Source organism: Candidatus Villigracilis vicinus (genome assembly GCF_016702885.1).
Lineage (GTDB): Bacteria > Chloroflexota > Anaerolineae > Anaerolineales > Villigracilaceae > Villigracilis > Villigracilis vicinus.
Map to the genome: position 1 here is coordinate 87,219 of NZ_JADJDD010000001.1, position 22,237 is coordinate 109,455.

Below are 22,237 nucleotides of genomic sequence, written 5' to 3' on the forward strand. Positions count from 1 at the left end.
TCCTTACCTGTTCTTCTGAAAACTCAATACCAGCTGCACTTCTTCGCGGCTCATGCTGAACTGGCGGGCGATGTCCACATCTGACATGTTGGCTTCAGACATTGCGCCGATCAGCCGGTTTCGTTCTAGCACAGATGTGATCGAATCGGTGCCCTGGGTCGGCTGTCCTGCTTTCTCCTGTGAAATGCTGAGGAGGGTTTTGAAATCGGACTGTCCCATTACGCCAGTGGAGGGCGGGGTGGTGGTTTGCGGCGGGTTGGCTACCAGTCCGCGCATTTCCTCGACCAGCGGGGTCATGCGCTTTGCCTGCGTTTGGCGGTTCTGAGCCAACGCAGTCTCGCGTGCCAGTTGAAGCACGTACAGGGAATCTTCGAGGGATACTTTTGGAATGTTATTCATGCTTCATGATCGCTTTCAGTGAGACGAGTGCGCGGGCGTGCAGCTGGCAGACACGCGACTCGGTGATATCCAAAACTTTGCCGATCTCCTTGAAGGTTAACTCATCGTTGTAATACAGGGAGAGTACCAACTGCTCGCGCTCATCCAGATCATGGATGGCGTTCATCATTTCGTTGGCCATGTCCTTTTCTTCGAGAATGTCGAGCGGGTTGGCTTGGTGTTCGTCGCCATATTTTTCATGAAGCGGCACATCGCTCTCGCCCTGGTCGCCTTCCATCATCATATCCAGTGAGACCAGCACACGGTTCGTGTCTGCCAATCCCTGCTGCACATCCTCCACGTTGGTTCCGAGATGCTCTGCGATCTCGCCCTCGGTGGGCTCGCGGAAATTCTCAGACCAAAGCGTGGTAATGGACTTCTGGATCATCCGTGAGCGTTTGCGGGCTGAGCGCGGCATCCAATCGGTGGTGCGAAGGTAGTCCATTACCTTGCCGCGGATGCGCAGGCTCGCGTAGGTGCTGAACTTTGTGTTGAACTTCGGGTCATAGTGGTCTACCGCTTCGATCAACCCCATCAGTCCTTGATGGGCAAGGTCTTCGTAGTCGCTTCCTTTTTCCTGGGTAATGCCCATTCGTCCCAACAGGTAATGTACAAGCGGAACCGATTGCAAGACCAGTTTTTCCCGAAGTTCGGGAGAACGGTTCGCAAAGAACTCCTCTAAAATACCTGTTGATTCAATCTGCATGACCATGATCTTTTATTTCACCTCTGACAATGCGGGGGCTTCCAATTCCTTGGTTTCTTTGGGTTCAACTGGTTCCACAGGTTTCTTCACTTCCCTTGAAGGTTTCATGCCAGATGCAACCTGATGCGCGATCAAAAAGAGCAGCCCGCCCAGGATCAGCAGGGAAATGCTGGTGCGGACCACGAAATCGATCAGGCTTGTTCCGGTTACCAGCGAAACGCTGACGATCGTGAAGAACACAATGACCAGAATGACGACCGAAAGCGTGACGGTAAATTCCACCAGCAGCGGCGCGTGCGCTGTGTTCTTTTCCTTTTTGGCTTTGGGTTTCTCCACCTTCTTTGCCTTTTTGGCATTCTTGGCGGGATCCTGTCGTTCGAGAGGGAGTTCGTTTTCAGCCACGGGACCCTCTCTTTTTTACTTGTTCCACTCTTTGCCGAACAAGGCAGAGACAAGCCGCATCGGGTCAGCGGTTTCAAGGTTGCGGGAGGTTTCCCTGCCGCTGGTAAAGTAGGCCAAAGGAGTATTGCTCTTGCGCGCAAAGTTATAGATGCCGCCGAAGGTGTAGGTCTCATCCAGTTTGGTGATGATCAGCCCGTCAATGTTGAAGACCCCAAGCGATGCCGAGAGTTGATGAAGATCGGCTTCCTTGGTGGTGGCGGGAGCCACCAGATAGGTGCAGCGTGAAGGCATCTCCGAAATCAAAGCGCCAAGCTCGATCATCTGTTTTTCGTTGCAGGGGTTGTATCCCGGGGTATCCACCAGAAACAGATCGTTCGCCTGCTCGCCGTTAAAAACTTCTTTCAGATCCTGCGGCGTGTAAACCAGTTTCAGGTCCAGACCCAAAGCAGAGGTGTAGGCTTTCGCTTCGGCGATCGCGCCGGTGCGGACGGTATCCGCGCAGACCCAGGTGACCGACTTGTGCAGTCCCTGCCTGAAGAACAAAGCCAGCTTGGCGATCACGCTGGTCTTGCCGCTTCCGCTTGCGCCCACCACAGCCACCACATTGTTCGACACAAACGCCCCCGCTCCTTTTTGCACTCGAAGCTCCGCGCCCATTAATTGCACGATCGACCGCTTGCTGGCTTCAACATCTGCGAGAGTGGAGGGGCTGAGAGTCTCGGCTGAAAGTTCCATCAGACGCTCGATGAGCGAAGACTCAACGCCCTGTTGGGTCAACTGTTGTTGGATCTTCTTCAGCGCCGGAGGAGAGTAGCGGTCATTCGACGGGGCGGTTGGTTCTGTCATTCGGACGGTTTCAGTCACCGGGGCGGGTTGACCCGAAAGCGGGTTCAGATTCAATTTGATGGGCGGAGGCAGCTTCGCAGTTTTCTTCTTGGCCGGGATATCCCACTCGATCTCGGGAATTTCTTCGGCAACTTCCAGAGACGGAGGCATCTGCATTGGAGGCTGGGGCTTGCGCACCTGAGGTTCATCGTTCGGTGAGACCGCCACCACTTCAACCGCCGACTTCTTCCACGGATTCCAGATCGGGCCCGCTGGCACTTCGCGCATGGAAACCACAATGGCATCTGCGCCAAGTTCCTGCTGCACCAACTGCAGGGTTTGAATGGTTGATTCGGATTTGAAAGTTTTCGTGATCATGTAAACCTCTTATGCGGTGTCGTTAATCGAGTTTGACCATGCCATGCGCTTTGACTTTTGTACCATGCCCGACTTCGGAAAATGCCATGACGATCAAATTGGAAAGCGATTGATCCACCAGTCGCCGAAATGCGAGCCGCAGTTCACGCGGACAGATGAGAATTGGGAAGTGACCAAGCTGCGCGAGAGCTTCCATTTGCTCGCCGGTCTTGAGCAGGATCTTTTGCGCCATGCCGGCATCAATGCCAAAGCCGGGGCTGCCTTCAGAGTTGATGAGCGATGCGCGCAGGGTGGTTTCCAATTGCGGCGCGAGAGTGAAGACATGCAGGGTGTTCGCTTCGTCCTTGTATTGACCGGAAATGGTCTGTGCCATGCTCTGGCGCACGGCCTCAGCCAGAATATGCGGGTCGCGGGTCATGGTGGCGTTGTTGGCGAGCACTTCCAAAATTCCGCTCAGGTCGCGGATGGGAACTCGTTCACGAAGCAGGTTGCGAAGCACGCTCTGAATTTCTCCCAGGTTGAGGAGTTCAGGAGTGACCCCTTCCACCGAGGCGGGAGCCTTTTGTCGAAGCTGGTTGATCATTTCCTGCACGAGCTGGCGGCTGAGCAATTCTGAAGCGTTGCCGCGCACGACTTCGGTCAGGTGGGTGCAGATGACCGAGAGCGGGGTCACAACGGTGTAACCTTTTGACTCGGCTAGATTCTGTTCGTTGCTGCCGATCCAAATGGCGGGAAGACCGAAAGCAGGCTCTGAGGTGGGAATGCCCTGAAGCGGATCTTCGGCGTCTGAGCCGGGGATGGCCATTACACGGTCGAGCATGATCTCGCTGGCGGCAACTTCCTGCCCGCGGACCTTGATGCGGTACGATTGCGGCGGCAGGCGCAGGTTATCGCGGATGCGCACCACAGGAAGGATGAAGCCCATTTCACTCATCAGTTGGCGGCGGATGCTGGTGATGCGCCGCAGGAGGTTATCCTGATTGTCTTCATCGATGATCGGGATCAGGCTGTAGCCGATCTCCAGTTCGATCGGGTCCACCACCACCAATTCCAGCATCTGTTCGGGAGTTTCTGGTTCGGCCGGGCGGGTGGGCAGCAGAGAGGTGGTCTCCTGGGCTGCAACTTCTTGTGCCTGCTCACGATTGACAAAAAAGGCTGCGGCTCCCAGACCAAAGCTCACGAGTACAAATGGCAGGGTGGGGAGCCCGGGTACGAGGGTCATCAGCCCGACCACACCCGCGCCAACGGCCAGCACATTAAAGTTCGAGATCTGCCCCGAGACTTCGGTGCCAAGAGAGGACTCGGAAGTGGACCGGGTGACGATGAGACCGGCGGCGGCGGAGACCAGCAGCGAAGGGATCTGGATCGCCAAGCCCGCACCGATGGTAAGCAGAACGTAGGTTTGCAGGGCGGTGGTCAGGTCCATGCCGCGCTGCAGCACACCGATCACAAAACCGCCGATGATATTGACCAGCATGATGATGATGGCGGCTATGCCGTCACCGCGCACGAACTTGCTCGCACCGTCCATCGCGCCGTAGAAGTCCGCTTCTGATTCGATGAATTTGCGGCGCTGGCGGGCCTGGTTCTCGTCAATGAGTCCCGCGTTGAGGTCTGCGTCGATGGGCCATTTGTTTGCCGGGCATCGCATCCAATGTGAAGCGGGCGGCTACTTCTGCCACACGTCCGGCGCCGCTGTTGATGACAACGAACTGAATGATCATCAGGATCAGGAAGATGACCACGCCGACCACATAATTTCCGCCGACGATGAGATTGCCAAAGGTGTTGATAATCTGTCCCGCTTCACCGCTCAAGAGGATCAGGCGGCTGACCGAAACATTGATGCCCAGGCGGAAGAGGGTAATCAGAAGGAGCACGGTGGGGAAGACCGAGAACTCCATTGGTTGCTTGATGAACATTGTCAACAACACGATGCCAATCGAAGCGGCGATGCTCATGGCCACGGCCAGGTCCACGAGGAAGGCGGGCAATGGGATGAGCAGCATGCCGACCAGAACGACCAGGCTGACCGCCATGACGATATCTTTCGAGCGCAGCAAATTTTGCAGAGCAGCGACGATCGGATTTTGAGCGGGGGCAATTGTGTTTGTGGTCATTCGCTATATCCAGTTATGAGTGTTGAGCGGATGCGGTCTTGGGCGTAAAGGCTGCTTTGCCGCGTAGTTTGTAAACGTAAGCCAGCACTTCGGCCATCGCCAGATACAGGTCCGAGGAGATCTCCTGACCAATGTCGATGGTCTTGTAGATGGCGCGCGCGAGCGGGATATTTTGCACCACGGGGATGCGATTCTCCTTCGCGATCTTCACGATCTTCTCAGCAACGTGATACGGTCCCTTGGCAAGGACCTTCGGCGCTTTCATACCTTCGTGATATTCAATGGCGATCGCAAGGTGGGTCGGGTTGGTCACGACCACGGTGGCCTTGGGGACGTTAGCCATCATTCGCCCGCGCGCCATTCGGCGCTGCATGCTGCGGATGCGGCTCTTCAACATCGGGTCGCCCTCGGAGCGTTTCATTTCCTGTTTGATATCGTCCTTGCTCATGCGCAGGTTCTTGTACAAATCCCAGCGTTGATAGGCATAATCTGCGACCGCGATGACCAGGTACATGCTGCCGACACGGACGCTGAGCGAGCCGCAAATTTCCACGAACGTATCCACTGAGGTCTTGAAGTCAAACTGGGTGAGCGAGGCGAGCTGTAAAAACCGCGAGCGTAGAAAACTGTATGCCACCCAGGAGACCCAGCCGATCTTCAGGAGTGACCGCAGCAGTTCGATCAGCCCGTGAGTGGAGAAGATCCGCTTGAAGCCTTCGAGCGGGTTGATGCGTTTCGCGTCGAACCCGATCTTTTTTCCGGCCCACAAGAATTCGGTCTGCCCGAGGGTGGTGACCGCTCCCGCCAGCATCAGCCCGACCATGATCAAGATCAAGGTCGGCAGAATGGCAGACCCAAAGTTGAAGACCATTCCGCGCAGTGATTCAACGGTCACTTCCACGGTGGGGAGTTTTGCAATGGTTTCCACGATCACGGCTTCAAAGTTCATAGCCAATTGTTTGCCGGGTCCGCGCAGCAGGTAGGCCCCAGAAAGGATCACAACCGCAGTGATCAATTCCTGACTGCGGACAACTTGTCCTTCTTCGCGGGCTTCCTGCAGCCGATGGGGGGTTGGGGCTTCGGTCTTATCCGTCATGGGGTCTCGTCAGTTCACGAACGCGATCATGCTTTCTGCCATGTTCTTGAAAAGGGATGACAGATACGGGAGGATGGCGGCGAAGGTCATTCCCATGGCGATCAATGCCACAACGACTTTGACGGGAAGTCCCAAGAAATAGACTTGCACCTGCGGAGCGACCCTTGCCAGCAAGCCAAGAGTGAGATCGGTCAGGATGAGCGCGGCAATAACGGGCATGGCCATGTGGATGCCCGCGGCGATAAAAATGCTTGTAGCTTTCAAAAGGGATTGCATTCCATCGAAGGGCAGGCTTCCGTTCAGTGGGACCACTTCAAAGGTGTTTTGAATGGCGATCAGCACGAGGTGATGCCCGTTGATGACAAGGAAGATCATGGTGGCGGTCATCACGAAGATCTGGTCGAAAGCCGAGCCTGAATCTCCGAGCGAGGGGTTGAAGATGCGGCTGGATTCAAAACCGCTTCCCATTCCCATGGCCGAGCCGGCGATCTGGATCGCCCCAAAGGCCAGGTCGGCGGCAAAGCCGATGATCGTTCCGATGAGGATCTCTTTGCCAATGGCCAGCCCAAACGTAAAAGTCCCGATCGCAACGGCTTCTGGTGAGAGCGGCTGCCATGGGATCAGTACGAAGGCGAATATCAGTCCCAGACCAATACGGACCTGTGACGGAATGGCTTGCCCGCCGAACACAGGCACGTGAATAATGATGGCCATGATGCGGGTGAAGGCCAAAAAGAACAACTGCGCCTGGGCAACAGAAATAGTCATAGAAAGTCACGTATCCTTGAGGCGATAATACTAGAAGCCTCTTTTTATGTCCGTAAATGAGGGGTGAAGCAAAACTAAAGATGGCGTAAATTTCCCCGTTTGTGCGCCAGGTGCAAAAATATCGTTCCAGCCCGCTTTTTGGGGCTTAATTTATTGAGTTTATTTGAAGGAGGGCAGGGTCATGCGGACCTTGCAGCCGGACTCCGAATCAAGGATATTCACATCGCCGCGGCAGGCTCTGGCCACCGCGCGGGCGATCGTCAGCCCGACCCCGAGTCCATTGTAGGCGCGGGAATCTCCCTGGTCTACCTGGAAGTACCGATCGAATACTTTTTCGCGCAGTTCCCTTGGGATGAAGGACCCCTCGTTTTCCACGGTCAGGCTGCAGCCGCCCAGCCCGTGCTTTCGTATGGCGATCATTACCTTTGCGCCTTCCGGGCTGAACTTGCAGGCGTTATCCACCAAATGTGAAATGGCTTTCAGACAGGCTTCTTGCGGAAGGTAGGTTGTCAGCCCGCTCTCAATGGACATTAGGATGTTAAGTTTTTTATGCTCATACTGTGCGCAAATATGCCGGATGTAATCCTCTACATCCACGTCCAGACCGGCGGGGTTTGTCAGCGGGGTGATCCCGCCTTGATCTATATCGTTCAATATGATCATGTCTTCCACCAGGGAGGATAGCTTTTGAGCGCTGCTTAAACTGCTTTCGAGATACCAATCGAGGTTTTCGGTTGACCCTTTAAATTTCTCCCGCATGGCCATTTCCATGTTTGCAAGGATGACCGTGAGCGGGGTGCGGAATTCATGTCCCAGATTGGCCGAGATGCTGTGTCGCATCTTTTCAAGCGCGGCTTCCATATCCCGCTGACCGTGGCGGTATCCGATGTCGTTCCGGCGCAAGATGGCTTCGACCCGCGAGGTCAACTCATCGATGTTAAACGGCTTGGTCACATAATCATCTGCACCTTGCTGCAGACCGGCGATCTTATCTGCGCCGAGCGTGCGCGCGGTTAAAAAAATAAAGGGAACGTCTGCTGTGGCTTCATCACCCAGCATCATGTTTTTCACCTGAAACCCATTGGGGGGAGGCATCATGACGTCGCAAATGATAATGTCTGGGTGAATATCCTTTGCCAGTTGAATGCCTTCATTCCCATTGGCGGCAGAAATGACTTCATACCCTTTGCGAGCCATGACGGCTTTAAGCCCGATCAATAATTTGGGATCGTCATCGATCAGGAGCATCTTTTTTTTGAGGGTTGGTTTGGCGGTTTCAGGCATGGGTGGACCCTAAAATTTTGGATTTTGCTATTGAAAATATCCGCTGGCCGATTTGAAACTGGTGTGAATGCGAGAGACAAGCAGGTCGGGGTCCAGCGGCTTCACGAGGAATCCGGCAGCCCCCATTTTAGCCGCTTTATGCACAACTTCGGGGAAAGCCAGGGAAGAAATGAAAAAGACCTTTGTCCGGCTGAGCAGGACCTCGGAATTTAACTGTTCGATCAGATCGAGCCCGTTCCACCCGGGAAGATGTGTATCGATCAACAAGACATCCGGCGTATTCTCCATCAACCTCTCTCGCAGCGCGAGGGGCTGGTCGCAGATGATCGGATTCATACGGTGGCGGATCAATGCAAGTTTAATGAGATCACATTGCAAGGCGTTGGGCTCAAGGATCAGGACGGATAGGTTTTCGCGTTTCATGGGTTATTCGGCTTTCGCAAAGTTGGGGAAGATGCCAGATGCTTTCATTTTAACCTTAAGATTGGCAACGTCTTGTGGGGTCAGTTTTAGAATGGTCAAAGATTCAGGATGGGCTTGGAAGCTTAGAAGTTCGGAGCGGTTGACCTGATAATCTTCAGAGAATGAGTTCGCCAGGTTTACAATGGCAGGCAGGCGTTGATTGATGCGGGCCAGAGACGGCGCGTGATGGAATTGGATCGCATCCACAAGGGTGACAGGGAAGTTCCAGTGTTCCGCGATCAACCCGCCCACCCGGGCGTGGTCAATGCCGATCAGCTTTTCTTCGACCTGCCAAAGTTGCAAATGATACCTTTGAACATAATCTGCGATGCCGGCGTAATTGGAAAGCACTGCCTGATCGAGCAGCAGTTTGCCGATATCGTGTAACAGTCCGGCCACGTAGGCTTGTTCCGAGTCTTGATACCGCAGGGCTTGAGACAGCCATTCGGAAGTGACTCCCACCATCAACGAATGATGCCATAGTTCGCCAGCGCCCAGTTGATAACCGCTCAATCCGCGCCCCATCAGGCTTGTGGCAGAGGAGGTCATCAGTGTGGATTTGAGTCTGCGCAGACCGATGTGCATGATGGCTTCGGTGAGGGAAGAGCAGGTGCGGGCGTATCCCAAGGAGACCGAGTTCGAGGTTTGCAAGACCAGAGCGGTCAACACCTGATCGAGCCCGATCATCCCGGCCAAAGACTCGATCGTCACATTCGGCTTATCCACCTCCCTGAGGATCTGGGAGACGTTGGAAGGCATGGGTTTTAGCCTTGAAACAGATCGAATGATTTCTTCAACACGAATGGGCATGATATCCTTCGTTCGTTTAGTGGACGAGGCTGGGCAGGCTGATGAATAGCGAGTGGGTAAAGGTCATCGCGTGCTGCAACATCCATGACCCAAGAAGCAGCAAAATAAGAATAATGCCGATCAGCTTTGGAATAAAGATCAATGTAGATTCGTTGATCTGGGTCGCGGCTTGCACTAGGCTGACAAGGCTGCCGACGATCAGGCTGATCAACAGGATCGGTCCGGCAAGAATGAGCGACATGACGATCGCATTTTGTCCAAGGGTGAGTACATAGGTTTCGGTCATTGTGATTCCTCACTAGCCGCCGGCAAAACTGAGCACAAGGCTTTGCACGAGCAGATACCAGCCATCCACCATCACGAACAGCAGCAACTTGAAGGGCAGAGAGACAAGAGACGGCGGAAGCATCATCATACCCAGCGACAGCAGAATGCTTGATACAACAAGGTCGATCACCAGAAAGGGAATGTAGATCACGAAGCCCATGGCGAAAGCGGTCCTCAACTCACTAATGACAAAGGCCGGGAAGAGGGACACAGAGGGAATATCTTCAAGGGTGGAGGGCTGAGCTTCATTCCCAAGATCGATGAATAATTGAATATCCTTTTCACGGGTCTGCTTGAACATGAACTCACGGATCGGAAGCTGCGCCGCTTTCAGTGCTGTCGCCTGATCCATCTGTTCGTTCAGGTACGGCTGAATGGCGGTTTCATCCATTTGTTTGTACACCGGCGCCATGATAAAGAAGGTCAGCAGCAGAGATAAGCCGATGATGACCTGATTGGGCGGTACCGTGGGGGTGCCGATGGCGTTGCGTACCATTGAAAGCACGATCACGATGCGGGTGAAGGACGTGGCAAGGATCAGCACCGTGGGCGCGAGCGAGAGCACGGTCATGAGCACAAGCAGCTGCACACCCGAAGTCACCTGCTTGGGTTCGGGAGCCTGCCCATCCACGGTCAATGAGACGCCGGGCACGGCCGAGCAGCTGCTGAGGAACAATCCCAGAAGCATGGCCAGGATGATGAAATATCTTTTTTTCAGGTTGCGGCGTTTGGGGAGCGATGGTGCTTTCATGGTGAGCTTATTCCTTGGCTTGCGCGTTTTCAGCCGGGAGATTAAAGGACCGGAACATGGACCCAAAATCCAGGATCGGCTGGGGCTGGTTTTCTTCTGCGAGAACAGGAGAGAGGTTGTCTTCGATGGGGGAGATCAAAGCGACGTTCTGGTCAGTGGCGCCGATCAACAGTTTTTGCTCGCCGATCACCACCAGATGAATGGCTTGCTTGGGAGAAAGCCGAATGGTCTCCACCAAGCGCATTTGCCGGGCGGGCTTTCCACTGGAGCCTGTTTGCAGCCAGCGGCGGAAGATCAGAGCACTGCCGACAATGAGCAGGAGCACCACCATCAGCTTGACGAACGCGCTGATGAAATAGAAAGTGGTCGAGCCGAGAGGGTCTTGAGCAACACCCGAGGTGCCTCCCATGCTCATGAGAGCCGCGGTGGCAAGCACCCCGATCACGGTTAACCCCGCCGTGAGCTTTTGCTTGCTGCTGCTGTTATCGATCCACTTTCGGATGCCGGCCAGGACCTGGTTCATAGAAGCGAAGCCTTCTCATGATTGGGTGAGACCATTTCGGTGATGCGGACGCCGAATTTGTCATCGACCACCACCACTTCGCCGCGCGCCACGATCCGGTCGTTGACGAAGATATCCACGGGGTCGCCGGCGAGTCGATCCAATTCCACCACAGAGCCGTGCTGCAGCTCGAGGATCTGCGCCAGCTTCATGCGCGTGCGCCCGAGTTCAACGGTCACACGCAGGGTGACATCCAGCAGAAGGTCAATGTTCGATTCGCTGGGGGAGCCGGCCGGGGCTGAAGGCTGCTTTTCGGCGATGGCTTCGGTCGTCTTGCCAACGGGCTTTTCCTGGGTTTCGGTAATGATATCGTCCATTAGATTTTTTCCTTATCAATAACCTTGCGGATTTTCTTCATTTTCACGATAGACACGGGTGATCTGCACTCCGAGTCGTTTGCGGGATTTCCCAACCCGCCCATAGAACTGTTTTTTATTTGCCACTTTGATGACCAGCGGGCTGTCTATGCTGGTATCCAGTTCGATCACATCGCCGATCGAGAGTCCCATTAACTCCTGCAGGGAAAGGTCCACGGAGCCGAGAATGACGGTGACGGGAACAATGGCTCTCAAGGTCGATTGGATCGCCATCTGGCGCGCCACCGGGTCTTGTTGATGTTCCTTGCGTCCCGCGATCCAGATGTGCGGGTTGAGCACTTCGGTGATGGGCTTCAGCGTGTTGAAAGGAATGACGATGCTCATGGTGCCGGTGATGCCTTGAATGTTGAGCTCAAGGGTTAGGAGCAAAACCCTTTCATTGCCCATCATCATCTGCACCCAGTGCTGGTTGATCGTGCTGTCTTCCAATGAAGGCTCAAGCGAAGCGACCTTGCTCCATGCGCCTTTCATATCGCCCAGCATATGTTCCACCATGCCTCGCAGCAGCGATTGGTCGATCTCTGTCAATGCCCGCTCGGTGAAACGTCCTTCGATCTTTCCGCCCAGGCGCTGCTCCAGGATCAGGTAACTGACGTTGAGGCTCATGGTCAACACCATGTGTCCCGGCAGGGGAGCCAGCGAGATCAAGTGGAACAATGTGTTGGCAGGGAAGTCCTTGATGAAATCGTGAAAGCGTCCCTGTTCAATGTGGACAAGACGCGGGCGGACGTTGGTTCGCAGGAAAGTGGGCAGAGATGTGGTGAGGCGTTCGCTCAGGTCTTCATGCACCAATTCCACCGCGCGCATTTGATCCTTCGAGAAGCGCGCCGGCGACCAGAAGTTATAAGGCTGCACCTTCTTTTCACGTTTGCCGTCCAGCCCTGCAGATTCTCCTGATGGGTTTAACTTCTCAGATACGTTCACATTATCTTCGCCGGCTTTCTGGTCGAAGTTAATGGCTCCGGATAACAGGGCGTCAATTTCTGATTGAGCTAACATGGCTACTGGACCACAAATTCTGTAAAGTAGATCGAAATGATATGCAGGTCGGGCATTTTCTGCGCAAGAATTTCCTGGATCTCCAGGCGTAATTTTTCCTTGCCTTCGGCGGTGTAAAGCTCCTCGTAGGTCTTTGTGGAGAGCAGGGTGATGACCGTATCGTCCATGATGGGAAGCCGTGAGTTGAGCTTGTTGTTGAACTCGGTCAGGTACGCGTTCTTTTCCTCTTCGGGCAGGGATTCATATTCCGGTTCGTCTGGCGCAAATTCCACCACCACGGTCACTCGGATGTACTTCCGTCCGCCGGGGTCCATCAGGTTGATGATCTTGGTGGACATGTTGAGCATGATGCCATCGCCAGGTTTGAATTCCTCGGCTGCGGCGGCTGCTTCATGCGTGGTTGCTTCCGCTTCTGCTGCCGGGGCTTCGGTGGCGACGTGCGCTTCAGGCGTGGTGAACGCGGTTTCGTAATCGTAGACCAGCCGGAACGGTTTGGGAAGTTCATCTGGCGCAAAGACGACATAAGCGGTGACCAGCGAGAGGATCGCGGTGATCATCAAAATAACTTGAGTGATTACGTTGAGAACTTTCAGGATTTTATCTAACATAAGCTGTGCTCCAAAAATTTCCGGTTCCCTGTTTTGGGGTTATGGAATAATGCCCGGAGAAGAAAGGTTGATGATCTCACTTTCAACTTTGTAGACAATGATGATCTCAACCCGGGCGTTGAGATTTCTATGCTCGTCTGAATCGTTCGGGAAGACCGGCGCGTATTCACCCTGCCCCGAGATGATCAATCGCTCAGGGGCAATGCCGGAGCCGATCAAATATTTCGCGACCGAGGTGGCGCGTGCCAGTGAGAGTTCCCAGTTGCTCGGGTAAAGCGGATTTGTGGATGGTATGTTATTCGTATGCCCGACGATGCGGACTTTGTTGTCGATCGGGCGCAGCATATCCACAATGGTATTGAGTACCTGCAAGGAGTCAGGAGGCAGATCCGATTGATCGTTCGCGAATACCAGCTTCTCGCTGAGCGAGATCAATACGCCTTCGATGTTGGTCTGCACGCTCACCTGGTTTCCGAGGTTCTGCGATGAGAGCATGGCGGTCAATTGCCCGGCGACTTCTTCCGATTGAGTGGGACCTTCAGGGATGCCGGGAACAACGATCGGCTTGGAGGTTCCGTCTTCGCTTGTGCCTCCGGCTTGGTTGATCTGGCTGTCCACGACTTGCGAAGCGCCGCCAACTGAGAATGCTGTCCGCATGCTCTCGGCGAGCTGCTTGTATTTCTCAACATTGACCTGACCCATCGAGTACAGCACCACGAAAAGCACCATCAGCAGGGTGATGAAGTCGGCATAGCTGACGAGCCAACGCTCATCATGATGCTCTTCATGTTCTTCTTTGCGGTGTGCCATGGGTTAAGCCTGTGCCCTTCCGGCATTTCCGGCCGGAGCCTTGCCTTCAGCCTTGGCATCCGCGTCGCCTTTGTTCTCAGATGGAGGCAGATAAGCCATGAGCTTGTCACGTACGACGCGCGGATTTTCGCCCGCTTGAATGGATACGATCCCTTCCAACTGCATGTAACGGTTATGGGCTTCTTCTTCACTCTTAGCCTTGAGTTTTCCAGCCACTGGGAGGTAGATCAGGTTCGCGGTGAGCAGACCCCACAGAGTCGCCAAAAAGGCGGAAGCGATTGCTTCGCCTAGCGCAGCAGGATTGTCTAATTGTTTCAACACGCTGATCAGACCCATGACCGTACCGATGATGCCGAAGGTGGGGGCGAACGCGCCTGCCGCGGTGAAGAAGCCAATGCCTTGCTTGTGACGGGTGCGCATCTGGTCCACGGTGTTTTCAAGGATCGCAGATACCTGTTCAGGTTCCACGCCGTCCACCACCATCATGAGTCCCTTTTTGAGGAATTTGTCCGTCAGTTTTCTGCTGTCTTCTTCCAAAGCAAGAAGCCCTTCACGGCGGGCCTTGTCTGCCAGCTTTGTGAGGAGTTCAATATCTGCCTTTGTGTTGAACTTGTTGGTCTTGAAGGCCTGCATGATGTACACAGGCAACTTGAGCCCGACCTTCAATGGGGAGGTGATGACCGTCGCTCCGATGGATCCGCCGAAGATGAGGATGATCGCGGCAGGAGCGGCAAACAGTTCAGCGGGCGAGCCGCCATCCAGGATCAGCGCGGTCATGATCGCGGTGATCGCCAATACCAGACCTACAATCGTTGCAATATCCATAAAGTACTCCTGAATTTCCTGTGCCTGCGTGGTTTCCGTTAATCCATCTTTTGAAGATCAAAAGGGACCAGAGTCTTTCTGCGATATTCGATGAAGCGCTCTGCGATCTGCTCTGGCGTATCCATGACGATCAGCTTCTTGCTATTGATCAGGGTAACGACCGTGTCTGGAGTTGCTTCCACGGTCTGGATCAATTCCGGATTAATAAAGAAGGTTTTGCCATTTGGACGGGTGAGAATGATCACGGGTTGTTCCTTAAGCAGGACGGGGGTTTTGTCGGAGTAAATTTAGCATACCCCCGGGGGTTCTCATGTAAAGAGGCCGTGAAAGGAATATAAATATTGGCTAAAAATATTTAGCCAACGCGAATTCCCCCGATTTTTAATTGAAAAGGCTAAAAACGCAGATCAGGCGTCTCTTGCCAGTTTTTGCGCCAGAATGGAGACCGATTGTGAGATGGTCTGCTTGTAGAAAAATTCCATGGTGGCGGGCGGTCGCTGGGTGACAACGGGACCGGTCGTTTTTCCCCAAACGAGTTTGTTGCTCGTATCAAACCAGTCATTTCCATCGCCGCCAGCGCGGACCACATCTCCCAGGGGCGTTGAGCTTGCCCGGGTTTCACCATCCAGGTACACGGTCGTGGAGAACAAGCCGCTCTCAGGCGAAAAGTCTTCAGAAGCCTGCCCCAAGCCGCGAACATGCTGCGACCCTTTGAAGATATCCACCTGTTCGATGATCCCTGCATCCTTGGCTTTGAAGGTGACGCGGGTGCCATCGCTCAGCATGAAAGTGGTGACATCGTCGCTCGCTTTCAGATCTTTGAAATCTCCGTCGTTGCTGCCTTCCAGATCGCTCACATCCACATGCGGGTCACCCCAAACGGTCGTACTTTTGTTGCTCCATTTATCGAGGATGGTAAAGGTCGATCCATCGGCGAACTTGAAAAGATAACGGTCTGACTCAGCGTAGCGTTGGTTATGAACCACCAGACCTTCGATGGGTGTGTTGGGACGATAGCTGAATTCCATCTCGATCTCAACGCTTTGTTCTTCCTGAACGACCACTTGTGTCTGGCGGGTCTGCCCCGATCTTTTTTCATGCAGGTCGGCAAGACGGATATTGACATTCTCGATCGGCGGCAGGGGAGCGCTCTCCTGCTTTTGGGCATCCTTGGCAGAATCGCTGATCAATGCCTGATCTTCTTCCATGTAGTCCAGTGCAGATTTGCCGTCTACATTTTTCCCCTTGCGGCGCGCTTCAGAATCCCTTGCCATTTCCATCAGACGATGGGCTGCCATCAGGTTGGACATTTCGGTCGATGCGATCGCGCTCATAACTGCCTCCGGAGAATCTTTTCACTCCAATACAAGCATCGACAGAAAAAAGAAAAACTTGAGGGCTGGATGAAGATCTCCCACCCGGTTTGCATTTTTATGAAATCCCCAAAAGCGAATCGCCCCCGAACGGGGGCGAGGTTGCAATTAAATTTACATTAACTCAGTTCAGGCAGACTCTACTTAAAAGATTCCCTGTTGACGGCGGATCTGCAAAATGAAATTGTTGATGGTTTCCATGGTGTGGGGCGCGCTGCCCGGAACAACCGAGAAACCTGGAGCCCAAAAGTCGAGAGACAGGTTCTTCCGCTTGAACCGCGGATAGTACTCGAAGATCTTTTGTGAAGTTTGCTGGCAGGTGACCTTGATGACCTTTGCTGGATTTGCAGTGATGGGAACGGTGACCAGCCAGTGAAGATACCCGGGGCGAATAGTGATGGAATTTAGCCGCCACCCATAAGAGATGCAGACTTCCTTCAACCAAATCTCCAGGTCTTTAACGACATCACCAGAGAGATAGTGATCGCTAAATCGGGGAAGCAGCAGGCAGGAGTAGGTCAGCTCGTTCGTAATCTGCGGAAACGATTCAACCTCAACGGGCGGGGCTGCCGTGGGCAGGTCCGTGTTGACCGGCTTTTCCTCTTCAACGACCGGGCTCAGAGCAGGAGTGGCTTGGGGAATGACCACAGAAACAGAAATGGGCAGAGGTTCAGGGGATACGGTCTCTGTATTCCCAGGTTCAACTTCCAATTGGTCTGTGTCAGTGGATGAGTATTCGAATGAGTTCACAAATACCTCGAATCGTGGACGGAAAGGTTGTCCGACAACCCCTAGTATAGTCTTTTCCTTAATTTACCGCGTAAAAAGCAGGTGAATTTTTTACGTTTAAATTCATGGCTTTTTAACGACTTCTTCCCTCTATTTTTATTATGGAATCCTGCGATTTCCATAAAATAACTTACATCACGCCAGCACACCTGTGTCGCTGCCGAATGATCAACGAAAGGAGAACACCATGACTGAAGAAGAAAAGATCATATCCTATATTGCGAATTGCAAATGCTGCCTGCTTGCGGACGCGATGAAGACCTGCACGCAGTGCGTCTTCAATATTGGGCTGGCTGAAAAAATTGACCAGACCGAGTGGATACCGCTGCCGGTTCAAATTCCGGTCATGATGTTCGAGCCGGCTTGATCATGTGGAAGCTCAACCACCCGTTGGTTGGGCTTTTTGCATAAAAAAGATTTACAGGAATTTAACGGTTTCTTCTCTTGATTTTTATTATGAAAAAAAATTCCATTCATACAATGGGATTAATTTGGCAGGCGTCTGTTTCTGCGCTGATTAAGTTTTGCCGGAATCTTTGACTGAAGCCTGATCACTGAAATACCCACAAAGGAGATCGTGCAAATGAATTTTCTCAACAACTTGAAGACAAGTGTGAAACTGATCGGCAGTTTTTTGATCATCGCCATTATGACTGCTGCAGTGGGGGTTATCGGGATCGTTTACATCCGCCAGATCGATGCGGCGGATACCCGTTTGTACAAGAACAATACCGTGCCCATCAGTCAGCTGGCTGACCTGTCTGTCTCTTTTCAGCGGACACGGGTCAATCTGCGTGATATGCTCCTAACCCCGGATACCAAAGAAGGTCAGAAATATATCAACACCATCAATGAACTGGCCGGCGAGATCGATACAACCTCGGCTGAATACGAGAAGCTGATCCTCACCGACGAAATGAGAAAGTTATATGATGATTATCAGGCGGCCTATGAAGAATTTGTCGGCTACCGTGATCGCATCGTGGATCTGTACACCGCGGGTAAAAGCGATGAAGCCCTTTTGTTAATGCGCGGCGATGCTTTTGCCAGCGCAAAGGCGGTTGAGGCAAGCATTGATGCGATGGAAGTAATGAAGGTTACGCAAGCCGGTGAGACCGCCGATGGAAATACTGCGGCCGCCGATCAAGCCACAACGATCATGATCGTTGTGGCTGTAGTGGCTGTGGTGCTCGCCATGGGATTTGGTCTGGTCATTGCCAACAGCATCGCCAACCCGTTGGCGATCGTGACAAGAATGTCCAACCTGCTTTCGGTGGGTGACCTGGTCCGTGATGTGAGCGATGCTGAAAAAGACAAGGTACGCCTGCGCAAGGATGAGATCGGCGCGATCGGCAAAGCTTTCGATGCCTTGATCAATTACATGCAGGGGATGGGCGCCGCCGCCACATCCATTGCCGGTAACGACCTGACCGTGATGGTCAAACCCAATTCTGAAAAAGATGAACTTGGAAATGCCTTCGCCAAGATGATCGCCGGACTGCGTGATGCAGTTGGACAGGTCGCTTCGAGCGCCAACGCGGTCTCTGCCGCGGCAGCGCAGTTGGCTTCTGCTTCGGAACAATCTGGAGACGCCACCAGACAGATCGCCACTACCATTCAACAAGTGGCCCAGGGAATTACCCAGCAGACCACCGGCGTGACCAAGACCTCTGCCTCGGTGGAGCAAATGAACCGCGCGATCGAAGGTGTGGCAAAGGGCGCTCAGGAACAGGCTTCTGCGATCAGCAAGGCCTCGCAGGTCACCTCACGCATCAGCACCGCCATTGAACAGGTTGCCAGCAATGCCCAATCTGTCACCAGAGATTCCGCTGAAGCGGCGAGCTATTCACGCAACGGCGCGAAGACCGTGCAGGAAACGATTGCCGGTATGGAAGCCATCCGCACCAAGGTGGGACTCTCCGCGACCAAGGTGGAAGAGATGGGTGTGCGCTCCGAAGAGATTGGCGCGATCGTGGAAACCATCGAAGACATCGCCAGCCAGACCAATCTGTTGGCTCTCAATGCCGCGATTGAAGCCGCCCGCGCAGGTGAACAGGGTAAGGGCTTTGCTGTGGTGGCTGATGAAGTTCGCAAACTTGCCGAACGTTCCAGCCTTGCCACCAAAGAGATCGCTACATTGATCAAGGGCATTCAGAAGACGGTCAATGAAGCGGTGGGTGCCATGAAAGACTCAGCCAGTGAAGTGGAAGCCGGCGTGTTACGCGCCAATTCTGCTGGCGAGGTGCTGAAGAACATCCTCGTTGCGGCTGAATCGGTTTACAAGCAGGCTGAAGATGCAGGCGGCGCCGCGGCCAAGGTAAGCGCAGCGGCCACGGAACTCGTAGAAGCAGTGGATGCGGTCTCTGCGGTCATTGAAGAGAACACCGCGGCCACTGAAGAAATGGCGGCGAATTCATCAGAGTTGACCCAGTCGATCGAGAACATCGCCAGCGTCAGCGAAGAGAATAGCGCGTCTGTTGAAGAAGTCTCTGCTTCCACAGAGGAAGTCTCCGCTCAGGTGGAAGAAGTCTCCGCTTCGGCTACATCCATGATGGATATGGCCCGCCAGCTCGCACAGATCGTTTCCCGCTTCAAGCTGGGTACCGAATCGACCAAATAAATTGAGAGGGAGGGTTTCCCAGAAATTGGAAATCCTCCCATCAAATTCGCTGCAAAGATCTGGAGATAAAACATGGAACAGCAACTTGTGGTTTTTGAACTCGCCAATGAATTTTACGGGATCAATATCGCGCTGGTCGAGAGCATCATCAAGGTGCAGGCGATCACGCAGCTCCCGCAAACGCCCAAATACGTGAAAGGTGTTACGAACTTGCGCGGCAGCGTATTACCGGTGATCGACCTCCGGACCCGCTTTGCGTTAGAGACCAAGGAAGATACCCGGCAGACCCGCATCATCATTGTTACGATGGGCACGGTCAAAGTAGGTGTGGTAGTGGATGGTGTTTCGGAGGTGTTGAGGATCTCGGACGAATCGATCGAGCCTTTGCCCCCGCTGGTTAACTCGGTGGATTCGGCTTTTCTGAAGGGCATCGTGCGCCTTGAAAACCGCCTGATCATTTTGTTGGAGTTGAGCAAGGTTTTGAATCTTGAAGAACAGAAATCTTTGGAAGCTCTGGTTGTGTAGTCACTGAGCGCAATTTTGCAGCGTTAACAAGCGAAATTGGGGGCGGTCTGACAGATCCTTGTGTTGGTGTTTGAATGTCAGGAGCCTTCAGCATTGAAGGACGGTTCGTATGGATCGAATTTTGGGCAATTTGTCCATTGGTCTGAAATTGGGTGGAAGTTTTTTCATCATCGTTTTGATCATGGCCGCTTCCATTACTTTCGGCTATTTTGATCTTAGCCAGTTGAATCAGGGAATGGTGAGCATGTATGCCGATCACACCATTCCCATTCAAAATCTGGGCGAAGCGAAGGCTCTCCTCGGACAGATAAAAAGCAACGTGCAGTTGTACCTGCAGATTCCCGAACCCAAGGCGGCAGACAGCCAGAGCGATCTGCAATGCGGGGTTTGCCATGTTTCAGAGACCACCGGCGAGCACCACCTCAAGGAAGGTGTTGAGGCAGGGGATATCAACCGCTGCGTGGCTTGTCATTCGGAGCAGGCAAAGGATCTACAGCACGGGCGGTCAACGACCGATATGACCAACGTGCAGGATTGCGCCGTGTGTCACCCGGCCGATGTGATCCAAAAACAACATGATCAGGTCGAGAAAAACATCAGAGCTGAAGTGGCTCGTATCAACGAGATCATTTTGGAATACCGCAGCAATCCGTTTTTGACCGCCGAAGAGAAAAATGAACTCGCTGTTTTCGACGCAGCGTGGGAGAGCTATCAAGCGATCATTAATGACCTGATCATAAAAGCCGGTGATGGAGAATCACAAGATTCCCTGCATCGGGTGGTGGGCGGAGACGCCCTCATCAGTCAGGGCGAAGTTGAAAATTCGATCAATCATCTGGTCGTTCTTAATCAGGACCTCGCGAATCTATCCCAGCAGGAAGCTAATCGTACCTTTGACTCTTCATCCGTTCGGATGTTGATCACGGGTATTTTGGGAGTCCTCATTTCTGCCTGGTTGGGATTTGTCATTACCAAAAACATCCGTACCCCCGTCCATGCGATGGCCAGTGGATTGCAGAACTTGCGCGTAGGCGATCTGCATTGGAATATTTCAGATGAGGTGAAAGAAAACATCGTCCGCCGTTCAGACGAAATGGGGATCGCCGGAGAAGGCTTCAACAGCACAGTGCAGTATTTGCAGGAAATGGCCGGCTTTGCAAGCCAGATCGCATCTGGAGATTTGACCGTTCAAGTCACTCCGCGCAGCGATGCAGATGAACTGGGACTCGCATTTTCGAGCATGGTGGAGAACCTTCAAAGTCTGATCAGAAAAATGGCGCAGAATGCAGATGAGTTGACTCTCGCATCGAGTTCTCTCGCCATGGCTTCCAGCCAATCGGGCGATGCGGCGAATCAGATCGCTGCCACCACCCAGCAGGTGACGACAGGCATTATTCAGCAAGCCGAAGGTGTGTCTAAAACTGCTGGTTCGGTCGAGCAATTGAATCGCGCCATTGACGGGGTGGCCCGTGGGGCGCAGGAACAGGCGCAGGCCATCGGCAGGGCTTCCCTTGTCACATCGAATATCAGCACCGCCATAGAGCAGGTCACACAAAATGCTCAAGCCGTTACCCGCGACTCGGCCAATGCGGCCAGTCATACGCGTGACGGCGCCAGAACGGTCAAAGAAACCATCATGGGCATGGAAGTGATCCGCGGCAAGGTGGAGCTTTCCTCTTCAAAGGTCAAGGAAATGGGAGCGCGCTCAGAAGAGATCGGAACCATTCTGGAGACCATTGAAGACATTGCCGGGCAGACTAATCTGTTGGCTTTGAACGCTGCCATTGAAGCCGCCCGCGCTGGAGAGCAGGGCAAGGGCTTCGCCGTGGTTGCAGATGAGGTTCGCAAACTGGCAGAGCGCTCAAGCCTGGCCACCAAAGAGATCGCGAGTTTGATCCAGGGAATTCAACGCACTGTGGGTGAAGCCGTGAACGCTATGAAAGAATCCGCGGATGAAGTGAATGCCGGTGTGTCACGCGCCAATTCGGCGGGCATGATGCTCGATGATATTCTGGCTTCGGCTGAGTCTGTTTACAAGCAGGCAGAAGATGCCGGGCGCGCCGCCGCGAAGGTCAGCGCCGCGGCATCAGAACTTGTGGAATCTGTGGATGCGGTCTCTGCCGTGATCGAAGAAAATACCGCGGCAACAGAGGAAATGGACGCAAACTCTTCTGAGCTAACCCAGTCGATCGAGAACATTTCCCGGATCGGCGAAACCAATACTGCATCCATTGAGCAGGTGGCAGCCATGACCGAAGATGTCTCAGCCCAGGTGGAGGAAGTCTCTGCTTCTGCCAACTCGCTGATGGAGATGGCCAAACAGTTGGCTCACGAGATCGCCCGATTTAAGTTTCAAAAATAATTTGCAGTTTATTGATAGGA

At 53.5% G+C, this 22,237-nt stretch carries 25 protein-coding genes and 1 pseudogene; 4 read left to right on the forward strand and 22 right to left on the reverse strand.

What is annotated here, in order from left to right:
* Positions 1-3: 3 nt before the first annotated feature.
* The 22 genes and pseudogenes from IPG80_RS00440 to IPG80_RS00545 form a co-directional block, all read right to left on the reverse strand.
* Entirely contained in the window at positions 4-399 is a 396-nt protein-coding gene (locus tag IPG80_RS00440; RefSeq protein WP_345101499.1) for a hypothetical protein, read from the reverse strand.
* Positions 392-1,144, reverse strand: a complete 753-nt coding sequence (locus IPG80_RS00445; protein WP_345101501.1) for a FliA/WhiG family RNA polymerase sigma factor — start codon at positions 1,142-1,144, stop codon at positions 392-394. Before IPG80_RS00445 ends, IPG80_RS00440 begins: the two co-directional genes overlap by 8 nt.
* 12 nt (positions 1,145-1,156) lie before the next feature.
* Positions 1,157-1,546: a hypothetical protein gene (locus IPG80_RS00450; protein ID WP_345101503.1), complete on the reverse strand. Its 390-nt coding sequence runs from the start codon at positions 1,544-1,546 to the stop codon at positions 1,157-1,159.
* A gap of 15 nt (positions 1,547-1,561) precedes the next feature.
* Entirely contained in the window at positions 1,562-2,749 is a 1,188-nt protein-coding gene (locus IPG80_RS00455; protein ID WP_345101505.1) for a hypothetical protein, read from the reverse strand.
* Between the two features lie 22 nt (positions 2,750-2,771).
* A complete protein-coding gene (locus IPG80_RS00460) occupies positions 2,772-4,400 on the reverse strand; it encodes a flagellar biosynthesis protein FlhA (RefSeq protein WP_345101507.1) in 1,629 nt (542 codons plus the stop codon).
* Entirely contained in the window at positions 4,342-4,869 is a 528-nt protein-coding gene (locus IPG80_RS00465) for an FHIPEP family type III secretion protein (protein ID WP_345101509.1), read from the reverse strand. The genes IPG80_RS00460 and IPG80_RS00465 overlap by 59 nt, the downstream gene beginning before the upstream one ends.
* 13 nt (positions 4,870-4,882) lie before the next feature.
* A complete protein-coding gene (flhB, locus tag IPG80_RS00470; protein ID WP_345101511.1) occupies positions 4,883-5,965 on the reverse strand; it encodes a flagellar biosynthesis protein FlhB in 1,083 nt (360 codons plus the stop codon).
* 9 nt (positions 5,966-5,974) lie between these two features.
* A complete protein-coding gene (gene fliR / locus IPG80_RS00475) occupies positions 5,975-6,733 on the reverse strand; it encodes a flagellar biosynthetic protein FliR (protein ID WP_345101513.1) in 759 nt (252 codons plus the stop codon).
* Positions 6,734-6,892: 159 nt separating this feature from the next.
* Positions 6,893-8,017 (reverse strand): hybrid sensor histidine kinase/response regulator, encoded by a 1,125-nt coding sequence (locus IPG80_RS00480; RefSeq protein WP_345101515.1) that lies wholly within the window; start codon positions 8,015-8,017, stop codon positions 6,893-6,895.
* Positions 8,018-8,044: 27 nt separating this feature from the next.
* Positions 8,045-8,440 carry a response regulator gene (locus IPG80_RS00485; protein WP_345101517.1) on the reverse strand — a complete coding sequence of 132 codons (396 nt, stop codon included), beginning with the start codon at positions 8,438-8,440 and terminating at the stop codon, positions 8,045-8,047.
* A gap of 3 nt (positions 8,441-8,443) precedes the next feature.
* Entirely contained in the window at positions 8,444-9,289 is an 846-nt protein-coding gene (locus IPG80_RS00490) for an HDOD domain-containing protein (RefSeq protein WP_345101519.1), read from the reverse strand.
* A 16-nt stretch (positions 9,290-9,305) separates the two neighbouring features.
* Positions 9,306-9,575, reverse strand: coding sequence for a flagellar biosynthesis protein FliQ (gene fliQ, locus IPG80_RS00495; protein WP_345101521.1), 270 nt, complete (start codon positions 9,573-9,575; stop codon positions 9,306-9,308).
* Positions 9,576-9,587: 12 nt separating this feature from the next.
* The gene (gene fliP / locus IPG80_RS00500) at positions 9,588-10,367 is read right to left on the reverse strand and encodes a flagellar type III secretion system pore protein FliP (protein ID WP_345101523.1); all 780 of its coding nucleotides are present in this window, start codon (positions 10,365-10,367) and stop codon (positions 9,588-9,590) included.
* Between the two features lie 7 nt (positions 10,368-10,374).
* Positions 10,375-10,890, reverse strand: coding sequence for a flagellar biosynthetic protein FliO (gene fliO / locus IPG80_RS00505; protein ID WP_345101525.1), 516 nt, complete (start codon positions 10,888-10,890; stop codon positions 10,375-10,377).
* A pseudogene (gene fliN / locus IPG80_RS00510) lies at positions 10,887-11,153 on the reverse strand (flagellar motor switch protein FliN); the annotation flags it as partial. The pseudogene fliN and the gene fliO, both read right to left, overlap by 4 nt.
* A 108-nt stretch (positions 11,154-11,261) precedes the next feature.
* Positions 11,262-12,305 carry a flagellar motor switch protein FliM gene (gene fliM, locus IPG80_RS00515; RefSeq protein ID WP_345101527.1) on the reverse strand — a complete coding sequence of 348 codons (1,044 nt, stop codon included), beginning with the start codon at positions 12,303-12,305 and terminating at the stop codon, positions 11,262-11,264.
* A 2-nt stretch (positions 12,306-12,307) separates the two neighbouring features.
* A complete protein-coding gene (locus tag IPG80_RS00520) occupies positions 12,308-12,913 on the reverse strand; it encodes a flagellar basal body-associated FliL family protein (protein WP_345101529.1) in 606 nt (201 codons plus the stop codon).
* 39 nt (positions 12,914-12,952) lie between these two features.
* The gene (locus IPG80_RS00525; protein WP_345101531.1) at positions 12,953-13,723 is read right to left on the reverse strand and encodes a flagellar motor protein MotB; all 771 of its coding nucleotides are present in this window, start codon (positions 13,721-13,723) and stop codon (positions 12,953-12,955) included.
* A 3-nt stretch (positions 13,724-13,726) separates the two neighbouring features.
* Positions 13,727-14,548, reverse strand: a complete 822-nt coding sequence (locus tag IPG80_RS00530; protein ID WP_345101533.1) for a motility protein A — start codon at positions 14,546-14,548, stop codon at positions 13,727-13,729.
* A gap of 38 nt (positions 14,549-14,586) precedes the next feature.
* The gene (locus IPG80_RS00535) at positions 14,587-14,793 is read right to left on the reverse strand and encodes a flagellar FlbD family protein (RefSeq protein ID WP_345101535.1); all 207 of its coding nucleotides are present in this window, start codon (positions 14,791-14,793) and stop codon (positions 14,587-14,589) included.
* Positions 14,794-14,955: 162 nt separating this feature from the next.
* Positions 14,956-15,882: a DUF1521 domain-containing protein gene (locus tag IPG80_RS00540; protein WP_345101537.1), complete on the reverse strand. Its 927-nt coding sequence runs from the start codon at positions 15,880-15,882 to the stop codon at positions 14,956-14,958.
* A gap of 183 nt (positions 15,883-16,065) precedes the next feature.
* Complete coding sequence (locus IPG80_RS00545) at positions 16,066-16,671, reverse strand: transposase (protein WP_345101539.1); 606 nt, start codon at positions 16,669-16,671, stop codon at positions 16,066-16,068.
* A gap of 226 nt (positions 16,672-16,897) precedes the next feature.
* Between IPG80_RS00545 and IPG80_RS00550 the strand changes: the two genes are divergently transcribed.
* The 4 genes from IPG80_RS00550 to IPG80_RS00565 all read left to right on the forward strand — a co-directional run bounded on the left by IPG80_RS00550 (position 16,898) and on the right by IPG80_RS00565 (position 22,217).
* Complete coding sequence (locus tag IPG80_RS00550) at positions 16,898-17,077, forward strand: hypothetical protein (protein ID WP_345101541.1); 180 nt, start codon at positions 16,898-16,900, stop codon at positions 17,075-17,077.
* Between the two features lie 216 nt (positions 17,078-17,293).
* Complete coding sequence (locus IPG80_RS00555) at positions 17,294-19,330, forward strand: methyl-accepting chemotaxis protein (protein WP_345101543.1); 2,037 nt, start codon at positions 17,294-17,296, stop codon at positions 19,328-19,330.
* A gap of 72 nt (positions 19,331-19,402) precedes the next feature.
* Complete coding sequence (locus IPG80_RS00560; RefSeq protein WP_345101545.1) at positions 19,403-19,855, forward strand: chemotaxis protein CheW; 453 nt, start codon at positions 19,403-19,405, stop codon at positions 19,853-19,855.
* A gap of 109 nt (positions 19,856-19,964) precedes the next feature.
* Positions 19,965-22,217, forward strand: coding sequence for a methyl-accepting chemotaxis protein (locus IPG80_RS00565; protein ID WP_345101547.1), 2,253 nt, complete (start codon positions 19,965-19,967; stop codon positions 22,215-22,217).
* The last annotated feature ends 20 nt before the right edge of the window (positions 22,218-22,237 follow it).

Bases quoted from the DNA above. Each gene is read 5' to 3' on its own strand.
- IPG80_RS00490 (WP_345101519.1), bottom strand. From the start codon at position 9,289: ATGCCCATTCGTGTTGAAGAAATCATTCGATCTGTTTCAAGGCTAAAA.
- fliO (WP_345101525.1), bottom strand. From the start codon at position 10,890: ATGAACCAGGTCCTGGCCGGCATCCGAAAGTGGATCGATAACAGCAGC.
- IPG80_RS00560 (WP_345101545.1), top strand. From the start codon at position 19,403: ATGGAACAGCAACTTGTGGTTTTTGAACTCGCCAATGAATTTTACGGG.
- IPG80_RS00460 (WP_345101507.1), bottom strand. From the start codon at position 4,400: ATGCGATGCCCGGCAAACAAATGGCCCATCGACGCAGACCTCAACGCG.
- IPG80_RS00465 (WP_345101509.1), bottom strand. From the start codon at position 4,869: ATGACCACAAACACAATTGCCCCCGCTCAAAATCCGATCGTCGCTGCT.
- flhB (WP_345101511.1), bottom strand. From the start codon at position 5,965: ATGACGGATAAGACCGAAGCCCCAACCCCCCATCGGCTGCAGGAAGCC.
- fliR (WP_345101513.1), bottom strand. From the start codon at position 6,733: ATGACTATTTCTGTTGCCCAGGCGCAGTTGTTCTTTTTGGCCTTCACC.
- IPG80_RS00455 (WP_345101505.1), bottom strand. From the start codon at position 2,749: ATGATCACGAAAACTTTCAAATCCGAATCAACCATTCAAACCCTGCAG.
- fliM (WP_345101527.1), bottom strand. From the start codon at position 12,305: ATGTTAGCTCAATCAGAAATTGACGCCCTGTTATCCGGAGCCATTAAC.
- IPG80_RS00540 (WP_345101537.1), bottom strand. From the start codon at position 15,882: ATGAGCGCGATCGCATCGACCGAAATGTCCAACCTGATGGCAGCCCAT.
- IPG80_RS00565 (WP_345101547.1), top strand. From the start codon at position 19,965: ATGGATCGAATTTTGGGCAATTTGTCCATTGGTCTGAAATTGGGTGGA.
- IPG80_RS00445 (WP_345101501.1), bottom strand. From the start codon at position 1,144: ATGCAGATTGAATCAACAGGTATTTTAGAGGAGTTCTTTGCGAACCGT.
- IPG80_RS00550 (WP_345101541.1), top strand. From the start codon at position 16,898: ATGACTGAAGAAGAAAAGATCATATCCTATATTGCGAATTGCAAATGC.
- IPG80_RS00525 (WP_345101531.1), bottom strand. From the start codon at position 13,723: ATGGCACACCGCAAAGAAGAACATGAAGAGCATCATGATGAGCGTTGG.
- IPG80_RS00480 (WP_345101515.1), bottom strand. From the start codon at position 8,017: ATGCCTGAAACCGCCAAACCAACCCTCAAAAAAAAGATGCTCCTGATC.
- IPG80_RS00485 (WP_345101517.1), bottom strand. From the start codon at position 8,440: ATGAAACGCGAAAACCTATCCGTCCTGATCCTTGAGCCCAACGCCTTG.
- IPG80_RS00555 (WP_345101543.1), top strand. From the start codon at position 17,294: ATGAATTTTCTCAACAACTTGAAGACAAGTGTGAAACTGATCGGCAGT.
- fliQ (WP_345101521.1), bottom strand. From the start codon at position 9,575: ATGACCGAAACCTATGTACTCACCCTTGGACAAAATGCGATCGTCATG.
- IPG80_RS00530 (WP_345101533.1), bottom strand. From the start codon at position 14,548: ATGGATATTGCAACGATTGTAGGTCTGGTATTGGCGATCACCGCGATC.
- IPG80_RS00440 (WP_345101499.1), bottom strand. From the start codon at position 399: ATGAATAACATTCCAAAAGTATCCCTCGAAGATTCCCTGTACGTGCTT.
- fliP (WP_345101523.1), bottom strand. From the start codon at position 10,367: ATGAAAGCACCATCGCTCCCCAAACGCCGCAACCTGAAAAAAAGATAT.
- IPG80_RS00520 (WP_345101529.1), bottom strand. From the start codon at position 12,913: ATGTTAGATAAAATCCTGAAAGTTCTCAACGTAATCACTCAAGTTATT.